The following is a 14,795-nucleotide window of genomic DNA, read 5'->3' as shown; positions in this document are numbered from 1 at the left end:
GATCATGAGTACTGTTGAAGGGCGACTTCGTATCGCCGTGCAAAAGTCCGGCCGCCTGTCCGAACGCAGCCTTGATCTGGTGCGGGACGCCGGACTGCGCGTGGTCAAGGGCAACAACGACCTGCTGTACAGGGTCGAAAACTACCCGATCGACCTGCTGCGGGTGCGCGACGACGACATCCCGACCTTCGTCGCGGACGGCGTCTGCGATCTCGGCATCGTCGGTGAGAACGTGCTGGAAGAGGGCCGCAACGGCGGTCCGGTCGCCAGCGTGGTCATGCCGCTGGGTTTCGGCAAATGCACCCTCAAGATCGCCGTGCCGCCGACGCTGGACTACGCCGGTCCGGCCTCTCTGGACGGCAAGCGGATCGCGACCTCCTACCCCCGCGTGCTGCGCCGCTATCTTAAAGCGAATGGCGTGGAGGCGGAGATCGTCACCATGCGCGGCGCGGTCGAGGTCGCCCCCCGCCTGAAGCTGGCCCACGCCATCTGTGATCTGGTTTCCACCGGCGCGACCATAGAGGCGAACGGCCTGTCGGCGCGCGACACTGTGCTGGAGTCGCAGGCCGTGCTGATCCGCTCGCCTGTCGCGCCGGAGCCCCAGCTGGCCGAACTGCTGGACAGCATCATCGAGCGGATGAGCGGCGTGGTCGCCTCGCAGGGCGCCAAATACGTGATGCTGAACGCGCCTCGCTCGGCGCTGGACCGGATCACAGCCATCCTGCCGGGCGCGGGCGCGCCGACCGTCATGCCCCTGTCCGGCCGTGACGACGCCGTCGCCGTGCACGCTGTCTGCCAGGAAGCCGTCTTCTGGGAGACGCTGGAGAAGCTGAAGGGCGCGGGGGCTTCGGCCATTCTCGTCCTCCCCATCGAGAAGATGATGTGATGCCCGCACTGTTCGGAAACATTATCGACTGGTCGTCGCTCGACGCCGCCGGTCGCCGCGCTGCGCTGGCCCGCCCGGCCCGGCGCAGCGACGCCCAGGTCATCGACGGCGTGCGCGCCATCTTCGACGACGTGCAGGCCCGGGGCGGCGCCGCCGTCACCGACTGGAGCGTGAAGCTGGACGGCGCCGCGCCGCGCCGGATCGCCATCACCGAGCAACTGGTCGCCGACGCCCGCGCCGACCTGCCGCCCGCCGCCACCCGCGCGCTGAAGATCGCGGCGGAGAATGTCCGCATCTTCCATCAGGCCACGCGTCCGGAGGACAGCGCCTGGATCGAGACCCGCCCCGGCGTTCAGTCGAAGATCGCCTGGCGTCCGCTCGGCTCGGCGGGCCTGTATGTGCCCGGCGGCACCGCGCCCCTTTTCTCGTCCCTGCTGATGCTGGCCATCCCGGCGCAGGTGGCGGGGGTCGAACGGCGCGTAGCCGTCACCCCCCCGTCGAAGGACGGCCGGCCCCACCCCGCCATGATCATCGCCGCCGCCGAAGCGGGTCTGGATGACCTGTGGCTGATCGGCGGGGCGCAGGCCATCGCCGCCCTGACCTTCGGCGCGACTTTTGACGACGGTGAGATCGAACCCGTCGCCAAACTGTTCGGCCCGGGCAATGCCTGGGTCGCCGAGGCCAAGAAACAGGCCGCCGCCCTGCCCGGCGGCCCCGGCGTGGACATGCCCGCCGGCCCCTCCGAACTGCTGGTCATCGCCGACCGGGACGCCGACGCCGTGGTCGCGGCTGCCGACCTGCTCAGCCAGGCGGAGCATGACGTGGATGCGCAGGTGGTTCTGGTGTCCGAAAGCAAGGGCCTGATCGACGCCGTGCTGGCCGAGGTCGAGCGTCAGCTCGAAACCCTGCCCCGCGCCGACATCGCCCGCGCCGCCTTGGCCGAAGGTCGGGTTATCCGGGTGAAAAGCATCGCCGAAGCCTGCGAAGTGTCCAACCTGTATGGTCCCGAACACCTGGCCCTCCAGACGCTGGACGCGGACCAGTGGGTGCCGAAGATCACCGCCGCCGGCGCGGTCTTCGTCGGCCCGAACGCCGCCGAAACCCTGGGCGACTATGCCGCCGGCCCCAGCCACGTCCTGCCGACGGACGGCGGGGCCCGGACCATGGGCGGCGTCACCACCGCCAGCTTCATGACCTCCATGTCGGTCCAGTGCGTGTCCGCCGCCGGCGCCGCGGCCCTGGGTCCCGTCGCGGCTCAGCTGGCGCGCATGGAGGGGCTGGAAGCCCACGCCCGTGCGGCCGATCTGAGGTCCGGCCAATGAAGAACCTGCCCGCCCCCTTCGCCCCGCTCGTCGCGGGCGGCGAGGGTCTGGACCGCTACCCGGTCGAGCCCCGCGCCCTGGCCGCCCGCATGGGCGAGGTCTATGGCCTGCCTGCCGATCAGGTGCTGCCGCTGCGTGGCCTGACGCACGGGCTGGAACTGGTGTTCCGCCTCGCGGCGCTGGACGGTCGGCGCGTGGAGGCGCCGGACGCCGAGCCGTACCGATCGCTGGCCTCCCTCTATCGTCGGCCGATCGCCGGCGCCGACACCGCCGCCGTCATCCTGCGCGCGCTCGGTTCGCCCGAAGCGGTCGCCGAGATGGCCGCGCGGGTCGCCCCGGCCCTGCTGGTCGTGGACGAGGGCATGGCGGAATACGCTGACGCCGCCTCCGCTGTCGAAGCCATCGCAAACCAACCGAACCTGATCGTTCTGCGCAGCCTCTCGATGGCCTATGGACTGGCCGGCGCCCGGATCGGCGCGGCGTTGGGACAGGCCGAAGCGCTCGCCCGGCTGGCAGCGGTGCTGGAGCCCTACGCCCTGCCGGAGGTGTCGGTGCGGCTGGCGCTGCAGGCGCTGGATCCCTCGCGCCTGATCGAGACCCGGGAACGGCTGGGCGCCGTGCGGCGGGAACGCGAACGGCTGGAGAAGGCCCTGTCGCGCGAGATGAGCATCGAACCCGGGTTCGGCCCCGTACTGATGGCGCGCCCTTCCGATCCGGACGGGGTGCTGACCGCCCTGACCCGGTACGGCATCACGGCCGAGCGCGCGGGCGACCGCCTGCGCCTCCCCGTCTCCGCCAAGGCCGAGATCAACGACCGCCTGCTCATCGCACTGGATCTCGCCCCCGCCAAGGCCCGCGCCAATCGCACCGGTCAGGCCGTGCGCGACACGAAGGAAACCCGCATCGTCTGCGCGGTCGATCTCGACGCGACCGGTCCGATCCTGATTTCCACAGGCGTCGGCTTCTTCGATCACATGCTGGAGCAGATCGCGGCCCATGGCGGCTTCTCCCTGTCCCTGTCGTGCGAGGGCGACCTGCACACTGACCCGCACCACACCATCGAGGACTCGGCCATCGCGCTCGGGCAGGCGTTGAAGCAGGCGCTCGGCGAACGGCGCGGCATCGCCCGCTACGGATTTGTCCTGCCGATGGACGAGGCCGAGGCGCAGGTGTCGATCGATCTGTCGGGTCGTCCCTATCCGGTGTTCGAAGGGACCTTCGACACGCCCTTCATTGGCGAGTACCGCACCGACCTGACCGCCCACGTCTTCCGCTCCCTGGCCGAGCACCTCGGCGCGGCGATCCACGTCTCGGTCAAGGGCGAGGACGACCACCACAAGACCGAGGCCGCCTACAAGGCCTTCGGCCGCGCCCTGCGACAGGCCATTCGCATTGAAGGCGATGCGGTGCCCAGCACCAAGGGCGTGCTGTGAAGTCGGTCACGATCCTCACCTATGGCGCGGGCAATGTCGCGTCGGTGCAGTTCGCGCTGGAGCGGCTGGGCGCCGCCGTGCGCCTGACCAGCGATCCGGCCGATGTCGCCGAGGCCGAGCGTCTGATCCTGCCCGGCGTGGGCCAGGCCGGCTATGCGATGTCCCGGCTCGACGAACTCGGCCTGACCGAGGCGATCCGCGCCTTTCCCCGGCCCCTGCTCGGCGTTTGTCTGGGGCAACAGCTTCTGTTCGCCGACAGCGACGAAGGCGGTGGCACGCCCCTGCTGGACCTGATCCCCGGCCGGGTCCGCAAGCTGGAGCCAGGCCCCTCCCGCCCCGTCCCGCACATGGGCTGGTCCCGGCTGGAGACCGTAAGGGCCGACCCGTTGCTGGACGGTCTGGGCGAGGACGAATGGGCCTATTTCGTCCACGGCTTCGTCTGCCCGGACGGCCCCGCAACATTGGCCCGCGCGGAGTATGGCGGGGTGGTCCCCGCGGTCGTCCGCCAAGCCAACCGCTGGGGCTGCCAGTTCCACCCGGAGCGTTCGGCCAAGACCGGCGCCCGCATTCTGAAGAACTTCCTGGAGCTGCCCGCGTGATCGTCTATCCCGCCATCGACCTGAGAAACGGCGCCTGCGTGCGGCTGATGCACGGCAAATTCGATCAGGTGACCCACTATGACGACGCCCCGGCCAAGCGGCTGACGGCGTTCCGGGCGGCGGGCGCGACCTGGGCGCACATCGTCGATCTGGACGGCGCCGAGGCGGGCCGCGCCATGCAGCACGCACTGATCGGCGAACTGGCCGCCGCCATAGACATCCGTATCCAGTCCGGCGGCGGGGTCCGCAGCGCCGACGACGTCTCGCGCCTCCTGGACGCCGGGGTCAACCGGGTCGTGGTCGGTTCTCTGGCCGTGACTCAGCCGGACACGGTTCTGGGGTGGCTCGAGCGTTTCGGCGCCGACTGCATCACCCTGGCCATCGACGTGAAGGCCGACGGTGATCGCTATGTCCCGGCCCTGAAGGGCTGGACCGAGGCGGCTGACGTGGACCTGTGGGCCGCGCTGGACCTCTATCCGGCCGGCGCCGCCCGACACCTGCTGGTCACTGACGTGGGCCGTGACGGCGCCCTGACGGGGCCGAACCTCGACCTGCTGGCCGAGATCCACCAGCGCCGCCCAGACCTGTGGCTCCAGGCCTCGGGCGGCGTCGCAGACCTGACCGACCTGACCGGCGCCCGTTCGGTCGGCTCCTCCGGCGCCATCATCGGCCGCGCGCTGTACGAGGGCCGCTTCACGCTGGAGCAGGCGCTGGAAACCGCACGCGCATGACCGCCAGAAGGATCATCCCCTGCCTCGACGTGAAGGACGGCCGGGTCGTGAAGGGCGTCCGCTTCGAGGGCCACCGCGACATGGGCGACGCTTCCGAACTGGCGGCCCGTTACCGCGACCAGGGCGCCGACGAACTGGTCTTCTATGACATCACCGCCAGCCCCGAAGGCCGCACCCTCGACTACGGCTGGGTGCGCGACATCGCCCGGTTGCTGGACATCCCCTTCTGCGTCGCGGGCGGCATTCGCTCGGTCGAACAGGCGGCGCTCTGCCTCGACCACGGGGCGGACAAGGTGTCGATCAACTCCCCCGCGCTGGAGCGTCCTGAACTGATCGCTGAGATGGCCGAACGGCTGGGCTCGCAGTGCGTGGTGGTCGGCGTGGACTCCAAGCGCGCCGGCGACGACTGGGTGGTGCACCAGTACACCGGCGACGCCGCCGCCAGCCGGGGCTCGGGCCGCCGGACGCTGGACTGGATCGTCGACGCGCAATCCCTCGGCGCCGGCGAGATCGTGCTGAACTGCATGGACGAGGACGGGGTCCGCAAGGGCTATGACATCGCCCAGCTGGCCGCCGCCCGCGCCCGCCTGACCATCCCGCTCGTCGCCTCGGGCGGCGCCGGCTCTGCCGAGCATTTCCGTGATGTGTTCGAGCAGGCTGACGTGTCGGGCGCCCTGGCCGCCAGCGTCTTTCACACCGGAACCCTTCCCATCCCTGAACTGAAGACCTTCCTGACGCGGTCGGGCATCGAGGTGAGACCATGATCGATCCGGACACCCTCGACTTCGCCAAGGGCGGTGGACTGATCCCGGTCGTGGTGCAGGACGCCGCGACGCTGCAGGTGCTGACCCTCGCCTATATGGACCGCGCCGCCTTTGACGAGACGGTAGCCAGCGGCGAGGCGACCTTCTTCTCTCGGTCGCGCGGCGGGCGCTGGCGCAAGGGCGAGACCTCGGGCGACCGGCTGTATGTCGTCTCCCTCACCCCGGACTGCGACAAGGACGCGCTGGTGCTGAAGGTCCGCCCCGTCGGCAACGCCTGTCACCTGAACCGCATCAGCTGTTTCGGTGACGAGGATGCGCCGGGCCTCGGTCGACTGGGACGCCTTGAGCAGACCATCGCCATCCGCGCCGCCGCCGATCCCGCCGAAAGCTGGACCGCCCGCCTGATCGCCGAAGGGCCCAAGCGCGTGGCCCAGAAGGTGGGTGAGGAAGGCGTCGAAACCGCACTGGCCGGCGCCGCCGGGCCGGACGAGGAGGTCGCCTCCGAAGCCGCCGACCTGATCTACCACCTGCTGGTCCTGCTCCACGCCCGCGGGCTGAAGCTGCAGGACGTGCTGGACGTGCTGGCGGCGCGGGCGAAGAAGACGTGACGCGGCGGGCGCTGGTCACCGGCGCGACGGGAGGCCTGGGCCTGTCGCTGGTCCGCGCCCTGCTGGATGCGGGCTATTCGGTTCGCGGATCAGGCCGCAAGCCGGAGGCGCTGGAGCGACTGCGCGCCATGGGCGCCGAGCCGTTCGGCGGCAACCTGATGGACCAGACAGAAGACGCCTGCCGCGACATCGACGTGGTCTTCCACGCCGCGGGCCTGTCCAGCCCGTGGGGCCCTGACGCCGACTTCGACCGGGCCAATGTCGAACTGACCCGCCGCCTGCTGCACGCCGCTCAGGGCGCCGGCGTCGATGGCTTCATCTTCGTCTCGTCGCCCTCCATCTTCGCCCGCTGGGGCGACCAGACCGGCCTGACCGAAACCAGCCCCCCCAACCCGCGCCCGCTGAACGCCTATGCCCGCACCAAGGGCGAGGCCGAGCGGCTGGTGCGCGCCGCCGACGCGCCGGGCTTCCGCACGGTCTCCCTGCGCCCCCGCGCCATCGTGGGGCCGAACGATGCGGTCCTGTTGCCGCGCCTGCTGCGTCTGGTGAAAAAGGGCCGCTTCCCCCTGTTCCGCAACGGCGAGGCCTTGGTCGAAATGACAGACCACCGCGACGCCGCCCGGGCCTTCCTGCTGGCTGACGTCCACCGCGAGGACGCCGGAGGGCAGGTCGTCAACGTCACCTCCGGCCGCGCCATCCCGCTGAACGCGCTCGTCCGAAAGCTGGCGGAGACGCTGGGCGCCGAGGTGAAGATCGTCCCCGTGCCCCTGTTCGTCGGCAAGGCGTTGTCGGTGGTGTCGGAGACCCTGAACCGCCTTCTGCCCGGCAAGCCCGAGCCGGTGCTGACGCCCTACACCCTGGCGACCCTGGCCTGGTCCCAGACCTTCGACCTGTCCGGCGCCAAGCGGCTGATCGGCTATGAGCCGCAGTACGACGCGGTGCAGACGGCGCTGGACGTCGCGCCCCTGCTGGCTGCCAAAGCCTAGACCCCGGCCTTGGCCGCCGGGCGGGCGCGGCTCGCCTCCAGCCAGCGGGCCAGATGAGTGAACTCTTCGGGCGGCCGGTATTTGATCAGGCGCGCGAAATCCAGCCCGACCACCGCGACGATATCCGCGATGGTGAACCGGTCCGAGGCGATGAACTCATGCTCCGCCAGACGCCGGTCCAGGGTGCGCATGAATTTCTCGGCCGAGAGTTTGTTGTACTCCGCCACCTGCGGCAGTTGCGTCGCCTCCAGAGCGGCCAGCGCCGGATGCGAATGGCGCACATTCAGCATGATCGGATTGGCCAGATAGAACTCACAGCGGCGGGTCCACATTTCGATCACCGCCTGCTCCGCCGCGTCACGGCCGAACAGGTTCGGCTCGGGGTAGACGGACTCCAGATAGCGGCAGATGGCGACGGATTCCGAGATCGTCGTCCCGTCCTTCAACTCCAGCGCCGGAACGTGCGGCACACCCACCCTGGCCCGATAGTCCGGCGTCCGGTGCTCGCCGGCCATGATGTCCAGTTCGACCATCGTGACGTCCTCGACGCCCTTTTCGGCCAGAACCCAGCGGACCCGGCGCGGATTGGGCGCGCGGTGCGAGGTGTAGAGTTTCATGTCGGCCTCCGGTTCAACCGAATATGGCGGTCGGCATCACACCGACAATGGCTGAGGTCATCAGGGTGGCGAGGAAACCGGCGAAGAGCGCCTTCCACACCAGTCCCAACACCTCTTCCCGACGCTCGGGCATCAGCACCGACAAACCGGTCACGGTAATGCCGACCGAGCCGATGTTGGCGAAACCGCACAGGGCGTAGGTCATCAGCATGCGCGACCGCTCGGTCAGCTCGCCGGCGGGAACCGCGCCCAGATCCATGAAGGCCTTGAACTCGGTCTGGGTCAGCTTGGTCCCCAGCAGCAGGCCCGCCTCGCGGACGTCCGACGCCTGCACGCCCGTCAGCCAGGCGACGGGGGCGAAGACCCAGCTCAGCAGCCATTCGACACTGATGCCCGGGAAGATCGCCCCGACCATGATGTTGACCAGCGCCACCAGCGCCACGAACACGATCAGCACCGCCGAGATGTTCAGCACCACCATCAGGCCGTCCGACGTGCCCTTCACGATGGCGTCGATGGCGCTGTCGTATTTCAGGGCCGAGTCATACTCGGCGAAGGCCCCGCCCTCGCCCGCCTTTTCCGGAATGATGATCCGCGCCAGCAGGATGCCCGCCGGCGCCGAGATGATCGAGGCCACCAGCACATGCCCGGCCGCGTTCGGCAGGGTCGATTCCAGCATCAGGGCGTAGGCCACCATGGTCGATCCGGCGACCGTCGCCAGACCCACCACCATCATCAGGAACAGCTCCGACCGGGTCAGCTTGTCCAGATAGGCGCGGATCACGATCGGGCTCTCGATCATGCCCAGGAAGATATTGGCCGCCACCGCCAGGGCCGAGGCGCCGCCCAGCCCCATCGTCTTCTGAAACAGGATGCCGAACCCGTAGGTGATCCACTTCAGGATCTTCCAGTGCCACAGCAGCGCCGACAGGGCCGAGATCACAAGAATGAGCGGCAGGACGTTGAAGGCGAAGGTGAACAGGGCGCCGGGCTCCTGCACGGCATAGGGCTGGGCGAAGGCTCCACCCGCCAGATAGCCGAACACGAAATTGGTGCCCACGGCGGTCGCCTGGGCCAACCCGTCGACCGCGCCGTTGATGGCTTCCAGCACGCCGCGCGAGGCCGGGTTGAACAGCACCAGCACCAGGGCGGCCTGAACGAGGATCGCGCCCAGAGCCAGTCGCCACGGGAAGGCCCGCTTGTTTTCAGACAAGCCCCAGCAGGCGGCCACGATGACGAAGAGCCCGAGCAGGCTCTGGAGATTCAGCAGGCTAAACATGGACGTTTCCCCGACCGGCCTGACGAGCCGATGCCATTAGCCCTTGAACGACAGCTTGTCGCATCTGGCAAGCGGCGCCAGACGCGACGATGTCTTCAGAGCTGGCCGCGAACCAGCCGGCCGTAGTCTTCCATCAGGCCGAGGCTCAACGCCGCCGGGGTGAAGCGGTATTCACCGATCTCGCTCACCGGCGTCACTTCGGCGGCCGTGCCCGTCAGGAAGCATTCGCTGAACGTGGCCAGCTCTTCCGGGCGGATGTGGCGCACGACCACCTCGATGCCCTTGGCCTTGGCCATTTCGATCACGGTCTGGCGGGTGATGCCGTCCAGGATCGCGTCGACCGGCGGCGTGTGCAGCACGCCGTCCTGCACGAAGAAGACATTGGCGCCGGTCGCCTCGGCCACATAGCCGCGCCAGTCCAGCATCATCGCGTCCGAATAGCCGCGCTTCTCGGCGGCGGTCTTGGACATGGTGCAGATCATGTACAGGCCCGCAGCCTTGGCCGCCGAAGGGGCGGTCATGGGATCCGGGCGGCGCCACTTGGCCCACTCCAGGCGAATCCCCTTCGCCTTGGTCTCCGGATCGAAATAGCTGGGCCACTCCCACACGGCGATGGCGACGTGGGTCTTGTTGTTGATGGTCGAAACGCTGACCTGTTCAGGGCCCCGATACGCCACCGGACGCACATAACAGTCCGAAAGCCCCATCTTTTCGCAGGTTTCCTTGCAGGCGGCGTCGATCTCGGCCACGCTGTACGGAAGATCAAAATCCAGCAGGTTCGCGGAGCGCTGCAGACGTTCCGAGTGCGGCGTCAGCTTGAAGATTTCGCCGCCATACATACGCTCACCCTCGAAGACCGACGAGCCGTAGTGAAGGGCATGGGTCAGAACGTGCGTTTTCGCTTCCCTCCAGGGTACGAAATCGCCGTCCATCCAGATCCAACCGTCACGATCGTCGAAAGGAACGAAGGCCATTGAAGAACGTCTCCCGCGAAGCTCTTCGGGTTAGACCCGCCGGAATCGCTCAGGTCAACGCCTGTCGCGTCTGTGAAGTCGCATCCGCATGACGGACGTTCGCTCCAGCGGCCGTTCGGGCCCGATCGCGGGCGCGGGCGCGGGCCGGCATCTGCTGGTCGTCGATGACGACGACCGCATCCGCGAACTGCTCAAGGAATTCCTGACCCGCGAGGGCTACCGCGTGACCGGCGCCGCCCACGCGGCCGCCGCCAGACGCTTGGTCGAACTGATCGAGTTCGACCTGATCGTGCTGGACGTGATGATGCCGGGTGAAAGCGGCTTCGACCTGACGACCTGGATCCGGTCCAAGGCCGAGACCTCGAAAACGCCGGTCCTGCTGCTGACCGCCCGCGGCGATCCCGACGATCGGGTCGAGGGCCTGTCGCGCGGCGCCGACGACTATATGTCCAAGCCGTTCGACCCACGCGAACTCGCGCTGCGCATCGACGCCATCCTGCGTCGGACCGGCGGCAAGCCGCTGACGCCGCGCGAGATCAAGCTGGGGCCCGCGATCTTCGACATGGAACGGCTGGAACTGCTTAAGGACGGCAAACCCCAGCGCCTGACCGAGGCCGAGGCCCAGCTTCTGAAGACGCTGGCGATCCACGCCCACGCCCCGGTCGAGCGGATGAGCCTGTCGCCCGACACCGCCGACATCACCGGTCGCGCCGTGGACGTTCAGGTCACCCGCCTGCGCCGCAAGCTGGAAGCCGATCCGAAGAACCCGCGCTACCTGCAGACGGTGCGCGGCATCGGCTACATGCTGGCGCCGGACTGATGCAGCGCGTTCCTCCCCCCTCGGGGGAGGGGGACCGCGAAGCGGTGGAGGGGCGCCTGCCCTGCGCACGCTTCAACACCCCTCCACCATCCTTCGGATGGTCCCCCTCCCCCAAGGGGGAGGAACGGGCGTGAGACTTCTCCCCGCCGCCCTCTGGCCGCGCTTTCTGAAGCGGCGCCTGCCGACCTCGCTGTGGGGCCGGTCGCTGCTGATCATCGTGCTGCCCGTTCTGGTCATGCAGGTGGCCGTGACCTGGGCCTTTTTCGACATGCACTGGCAGACGGTGACCGCGCGCCTGTCCGACGGGCTGGCGGGCGACATCGCCTGGGCCTCCGAGAGCTACGCCGACGAACCGACCCCGCAGAACCTTGAGGTCATCGCCGAACGCGCCCAGCGCTCCATGTCCCTGTCCATCGTCCTGCAGGAGGGCGAGCATCTGCCGCGCGAAACCCGGCGCGGCGCGATCGGCGTCGTCGATCGCACGCTGGAGAAGGCGCTGCGCGCCCGCATCGATCAGCCGGTCTGGTTCGACACCACCCGCTACCCCGCCTACGTCGACATCCGGGTGCAGCAGCCGCAGGGCGTGCTGCGCATCATCGCCCCGCGAGAGCGGGCGGTGGCGACACAGGCCCATATCTTCGTGCTGTGGCTCCTGATCGCGACAGTGCTGCTGATGGGCGTCGCCATCCTGTTCATCCGCAATCAGGTTCGCGCCATCGAGCGGCTGGCCGAGGCCGCCGAGGCCTTCGGCCGGGGCGAAACCCGCGAACGGTTCAAGCCCTCCGGCGCCAAGGAGGTCCGCGCCGCCGCCCAGGCCTTCATGAACATGCGCGACCGGATCCAGCGCTACATCGACCAGCGCACCGCCCTTCTGGCCTCTGTCAGCCACGACCTGCGCACACCCCTGACCCGACTGCGGCTCGAACTCGCCCTCGCCCCGCCGTTCAAGCGCGTCGAGGCCATGCGCGGCGACATGGACGAGATGGAGCATATGATCGACGAGTATCTCGCGTTCGCCCGTGGTGAAGCCGGGGAGACGCCGCAGGAGATTTCACTCGGCGATCTGATCACCGCCGCCGGTGATGACGCGCGACGCGCCGGCGCCGAGGTCGAGGTGATCGCGCCGCAGCCCCTGACCGCCTGGGTGCGGCCACTCGCCTTCAAGCGGGCGATCAGCAATCTGGCGGGCAACGCGGCCGCCCATGGCGAACACGTTCGCCTGACCGCGCGCGCCCTGCCCTCGGGCGGTTTCGAGATCGCCATTGAGGACGACGGCCCCGGCATTCCCGACGATATGCACGAGGAAGCCTTCCGGCCCTTCTCGCGGCTGGATGAAAGCCGGAACCAGAACCACAAGGGCGTCGGTCTGGGCCTCGCCATCGCTCGCGACGTGGCGCGGGGCCACGGCGGCGACATCACGCTGGAGCGCAGCGATCTGGGCGGCTTGCGCGCCCTGATCCGCCTTCCCGGCTGAGCCGCTCACCCCGTTGCCAAGCGGCGGGGGCGGGACCATGTTGAAGGACAGATCGGGGGCGATCTGGAGAACCGTCAAATGCGCATCTTCGCCTTTATCGTGCCGTTCGCCGCCGCCGCCGTCCTCTCTGGCGCCGCCGCCGCCCAACCCGCCACCGTCAACGTGACGCTCGGCGCCGCGCTTCAGAACAGGACCGAGGAACTCGGCTCGCGTGAAGTGCAGGCGCAGGTCGATCGGCTCAGCGAAGCCGTGGTCGGCGCCCTCGCCGACAACGACGCCCTTGAGGGCGCGCGTATCGATCTGGTTCTGACCGAGCTCAAGCCGAACCGCCCGACCTTCCGGCAAACGGTCGATCGACCCGGCCTCGATCCGATTCGCAGCATCTCCATCGGCGGTGCCGCCATCGAGGGTCAGATCACCTTGGCCGACGGCACGGTGCAGCCGGTCCGGTACAACTGGTTTTCGAACAACCTGGCAGAGGTGAACGGCTTCTCGGTCTGGCGGGATGCGGAGCGCGCCTACCGCCGCTTCGGCGCCAACCTGGCCGCCGGTCGCTACGTCTCGCGCTAGAGACGTCTCGCCCGGTCGACGGCGGCCCTGACCGCGGCTTCGGCCGCGCGGGTCAGGTCGCCGCCTCCGGCCATCGCGTCCAGCCCTGCCCGGGTCGTGCCGCCCGGCGAAGCGATCCGGGCGATCAGGGCCTCCAGCTCCTCCCCCGTCTCCAGTCCCGCCCCCGCGGATCGCAGCGCTCCGCGCGCCAGCCGGGCCGCCGACTCGACGGTCAGACCCTCCGCCACGCCGGCCTCCGCCAGCGCCTGCACAAAGGCATAGATGAAGGCCGGGGCCGAGCCGGCCACCGCCGTCGCTGCGTCCATCAGGGCTTCGTCGTCCAGCCCGGTCACATCGGCGACGGGATGGAACAGGGCCTGCGCCGCCCGCAGCGCCCGCCCGTCTTCGGACCAGACCGCCGCCACGCCCTTCGCCTGCGCCACCGCCGTGGTCGGCATGACCCGCGCCACCGGCCGCCCGGCGACCGCGACCAGATCGTCGGCCCGCACGCCCGCCATCACGGACACGAGCACAGCCTCGGGATTCAGATAGGGGACCAGAGGCGTCAGGGCCTCACGCCACATCGCCGGCTTTATGGCCAGCACCACGGTCTTCGCCGGACGCAGGAAATCCAGCGGCGGGTTGATCCGCGCGCCCTTCGCCCGCGCCGCCTCTGCGGCGGGCTTTTCGGACGGGCTGAGAATGATCAGGTCAGAGGCCGCGACCGCGCCGGTCGCCAGCCAGCCTTCCAGCATGGCCGATCCCAGACGGCCGCAGCCCACCAGGACCACGCCGTCACGGGAGATATCGGAGGTCATCGGATCAGGCGTTGCCGACCGTCTCGAACAGGCAGGCGTCGATCGCCTCCTGCGGCTTCTTCGAACCACGGATCATGAAGTCGAAGGCGGGGTAGTAGCGGTCGGCGGCTTCCACGGCGGCGTCGATCATCGACGCAGCCTGGGCCAGCGTGGGACGCTCACCCAGCGGCAGGGCCAGCGAGTGGCGGAAGACGATCTCGCCGTCCTCGGCCCAGACCTCGAAATGGCCCATCCAGGTGCGCTGGTTGATCAGGCCGACCAGTTCATAGGCGGCGGTGCGCTTGGACTTGGAAGCCTGAAGGTCGAGCGCGCAGCAAAGCTGGAGGCAGTCGCCCTCGGGACGCCAGGCGAACCACAGCTCGTAGTCCTTCCAGTCCCCGGCCAGTGAAAAGGCCAGGTCACCTTCATCGGTGCGATCAAACGGAAGATTTTCCGCCACCAGCACATGCTCGACCACGTCCAGGGGATCGTAGGGCGTGTCGATTTCTTCGGGCCGAACGGCGTCCATCAAGTCTTCCTTGGGCGCGACTCACGCCCTGTTAAGGAACCGTAGGCGGGTTCGCAGATTCGGCTCAACCGGCTGCGTCCTCAGGGGGAACCGACGCTGTGGACGTTCCCTTGCGAGGCGTCCTCGCGGCCTTCAGGGTGGCGATTTCCGCCCGCAAAGCCGTGACTTCCGCCTTTAGGGCGTCGAACTCATCGCGGCGGACGAGGTCCATTTCGGCCACGAACCGGTCAGCCTGCGCGCGCATGGCGGTCTTGGCTTCTTCCCCCGCGGCCTGGGCCAGACCCATGGCGCCGGTGGTCAATTTGGCGAACTCGTCGAGGAAGGGATTCCGGGTTTGCATGGCTCTCTGGCGCTCCGACTCACACTGGCGAGCATCGTTAACGAAGGTTGAGCCGATATGGTGAACGAAACCTTGTCATCGGTGCGG

General features: G+C 68.9%; 17 protein-coding genes. 11 read left to right on the top strand and 6 right to left on the bottom strand.

The window, feature by feature from the left end:
* Positions 1 to 4 precede the first annotated feature (4 nt).
* The 8 genes from hisG to ACW174_RS10680 are packed head-to-tail and all read left to right on the top strand — an operon-like array spanning position 5 to position 7,329.
* Entirely contained in the window at positions 5 to 886 is an 882-nt protein-coding gene (gene hisG, locus ACW174_RS10715) for an ATP phosphoribosyltransferase (protein WP_492014421.1), read from the top strand.
* A complete protein-coding gene (gene hisD, locus ACW174_RS10710; protein WP_492014420.1) occupies positions 886 to 2,208 on the top strand; it encodes a histidinol dehydrogenase in 1,323 nt (440 codons plus the stop codon). Before hisG ends, hisD begins: the two co-directional genes overlap by 1 nt.
* Positions 2,205 to 3,641 carry an imidazoleglycerol-phosphate dehydratase HisB gene (hisB, locus tag ACW174_RS10705; RefSeq protein WP_492014419.1) on the top strand — a complete coding sequence of 479 codons (1,437 nt, stop codon included), beginning with the start codon at positions 2,205 to 2,207 and terminating at the stop codon, positions 3,639 to 3,641. The genes hisD and hisB overlap by 4 nt, the downstream gene beginning before the upstream one ends.
* Complete coding sequence (hisH, locus tag ACW174_RS10700) at positions 3,638 to 4,240, top strand: imidazole glycerol phosphate synthase subunit HisH (RefSeq protein ID WP_492014418.1); 603 nt, start codon at positions 3,638 to 3,640, stop codon at positions 4,238 to 4,240. Before hisB ends, hisH begins: the two co-directional genes overlap by 4 nt.
* Complete coding sequence (gene hisA, locus ACW174_RS10695; RefSeq protein ID WP_492014417.1) at positions 4,237 to 4,971, top strand: 1-(5-phosphoribosyl)-5-[(5-phosphoribosylamino)methylideneamino]imidazole-4-carboxamide isomerase; 735 nt, start codon at positions 4,237 to 4,239, stop codon at positions 4,969 to 4,971. The genes hisH and hisA overlap by 4 nt, the downstream gene beginning before the upstream one ends.
* A complete protein-coding gene (hisF, locus tag ACW174_RS10690; RefSeq protein WP_492014416.1) occupies positions 4,968 to 5,735 on the top strand; it encodes an imidazole glycerol phosphate synthase subunit HisF in 768 nt (255 codons plus the stop codon). Before hisA ends, hisF begins: the two co-directional genes overlap by 4 nt.
* Complete coding sequence (hisIE, locus tag ACW174_RS10685; protein WP_492014415.1) at positions 5,732 to 6,343, top strand: bifunctional phosphoribosyl-AMP cyclohydrolase/phosphoribosyl-ATP diphosphatase HisIE; 612 nt, start codon at positions 5,732 to 5,734, stop codon at positions 6,341 to 6,343. The genes hisF and hisIE overlap by 4 nt, the downstream gene beginning before the upstream one ends.
* Positions 6,340 to 7,329 carry an NAD-dependent epimerase/dehydratase family protein gene (locus ACW174_RS10680; protein ID WP_492014414.1) on the top strand — a complete coding sequence of 330 codons (990 nt, stop codon included), beginning with the start codon at positions 6,340 to 6,342 and terminating at the stop codon, positions 7,327 to 7,329. Before hisIE ends, ACW174_RS10680 begins: the two co-directional genes overlap by 4 nt.
* Here the strand turns inward: ACW174_RS10680 and ACW174_RS10675 are convergent.
* The 3 genes from ACW174_RS10675 to ACW174_RS10665 form a co-directional block, all read right to left on the bottom strand.
* Entirely contained in the window at positions 7,326 to 7,946 is a 621-nt protein-coding gene (locus tag ACW174_RS10675) for a glutathione S-transferase family protein (RefSeq protein ID WP_492014413.1), read from the bottom strand. The two genes, ACW174_RS10680 and ACW174_RS10675, sit on opposite strands and share 4 nt — an antisense overlap.
* 13 nt (positions 7,947 to 7,959) lie before the next feature.
* On the bottom strand, positions 7,960 to 9,225 hold the full coding sequence (locus ACW174_RS10670; RefSeq protein WP_492014412.1) for a NupC/NupG family nucleoside CNT transporter: 1,266 nt from the start codon (positions 9,223 to 9,225) through the stop codon (positions 7,960 to 7,962).
* 95 nt (positions 9,226 to 9,320) lie between these two features.
* Complete coding sequence (locus ACW174_RS10665) at positions 9,321 to 10,199, bottom strand: branched-chain amino acid aminotransferase (protein WP_492014411.1); 879 nt, start codon at positions 10,197 to 10,199, stop codon at positions 9,321 to 9,323.
* An 88-nt stretch (positions 10,200 to 10,287) separates the two neighbouring features.
* Here ACW174_RS10665 and ACW174_RS10660 point away from each other — a divergent pair, with 88 nt between their 5' ends.
* The 3 genes from ACW174_RS10660 to ACW174_RS10650 all read left to right on the top strand — a co-directional run bounded on the left by ACW174_RS10660 (position 10,288) and on the right by ACW174_RS10650 (position 13,063).
* Positions 10,288 to 11,019 carry a response regulator gene (locus tag ACW174_RS10660; RefSeq protein ID WP_492014410.1) on the top strand — a complete coding sequence of 244 codons (732 nt, stop codon included), beginning with the start codon at positions 10,288 to 10,290 and terminating at the stop codon, positions 11,017 to 11,019.
* A gap of 130 nt (positions 11,020 to 11,149) precedes the next feature.
* Positions 11,150 to 12,493: an ATP-binding protein gene (locus ACW174_RS10655; protein WP_492014409.1), complete on the top strand. Its 1,344-nt coding sequence runs from the start codon at positions 11,150 to 11,152 to the stop codon at positions 12,491 to 12,493.
* 78 nt (positions 12,494 to 12,571) lie between these two features.
* Positions 12,572 to 13,063 carry a hypothetical protein gene (locus ACW174_RS10650; protein ID WP_492014408.1) on the top strand — a complete coding sequence of 164 codons (492 nt, stop codon included), beginning with the start codon at positions 12,572 to 12,574 and terminating at the stop codon, positions 13,061 to 13,063.
* On the opposite strand, the gene ACW174_RS10645 is transcribed toward ACW174_RS10650, so the two are convergent.
* From ACW174_RS10645 to ACW174_RS10635, 3 genes are all read right to left on the bottom strand, one after another.
* A complete protein-coding gene (locus tag ACW174_RS10645; RefSeq protein WP_492014407.1) occupies positions 13,060 to 13,860 on the bottom strand; it encodes a pyrroline-5-carboxylate reductase family protein in 801 nt (266 codons plus the stop codon). The genes ACW174_RS10650 and ACW174_RS10645 overlap by 4 nt on opposite strands.
* 4 nt (positions 13,861 to 13,864) lie before the next feature.
* Complete coding sequence (locus ACW174_RS10640) at positions 13,865 to 14,368, bottom strand: type III secretion system chaperone family protein (protein ID WP_492014406.1); 504 nt, start codon at positions 14,366 to 14,368, stop codon at positions 13,865 to 13,867.
* 64 nt (positions 14,369 to 14,432) lie between these two features.
* A complete protein-coding gene (locus tag ACW174_RS10635; protein ID WP_492014405.1) occupies positions 14,433 to 14,708 on the bottom strand; it encodes an accessory factor UbiK family protein in 276 nt (91 codons plus the stop codon).
* Positions 14,709 to 14,795: the final 87 nt, after the last annotated feature.

The organism is Brevundimonas sp. AVps31 (genome assembly GCF_058681355.1).
The sequence above is the reverse complement of the archived record's forward strand: the minus strand, read 5'-3'. Positions and strand labels throughout refer to the sequence as shown.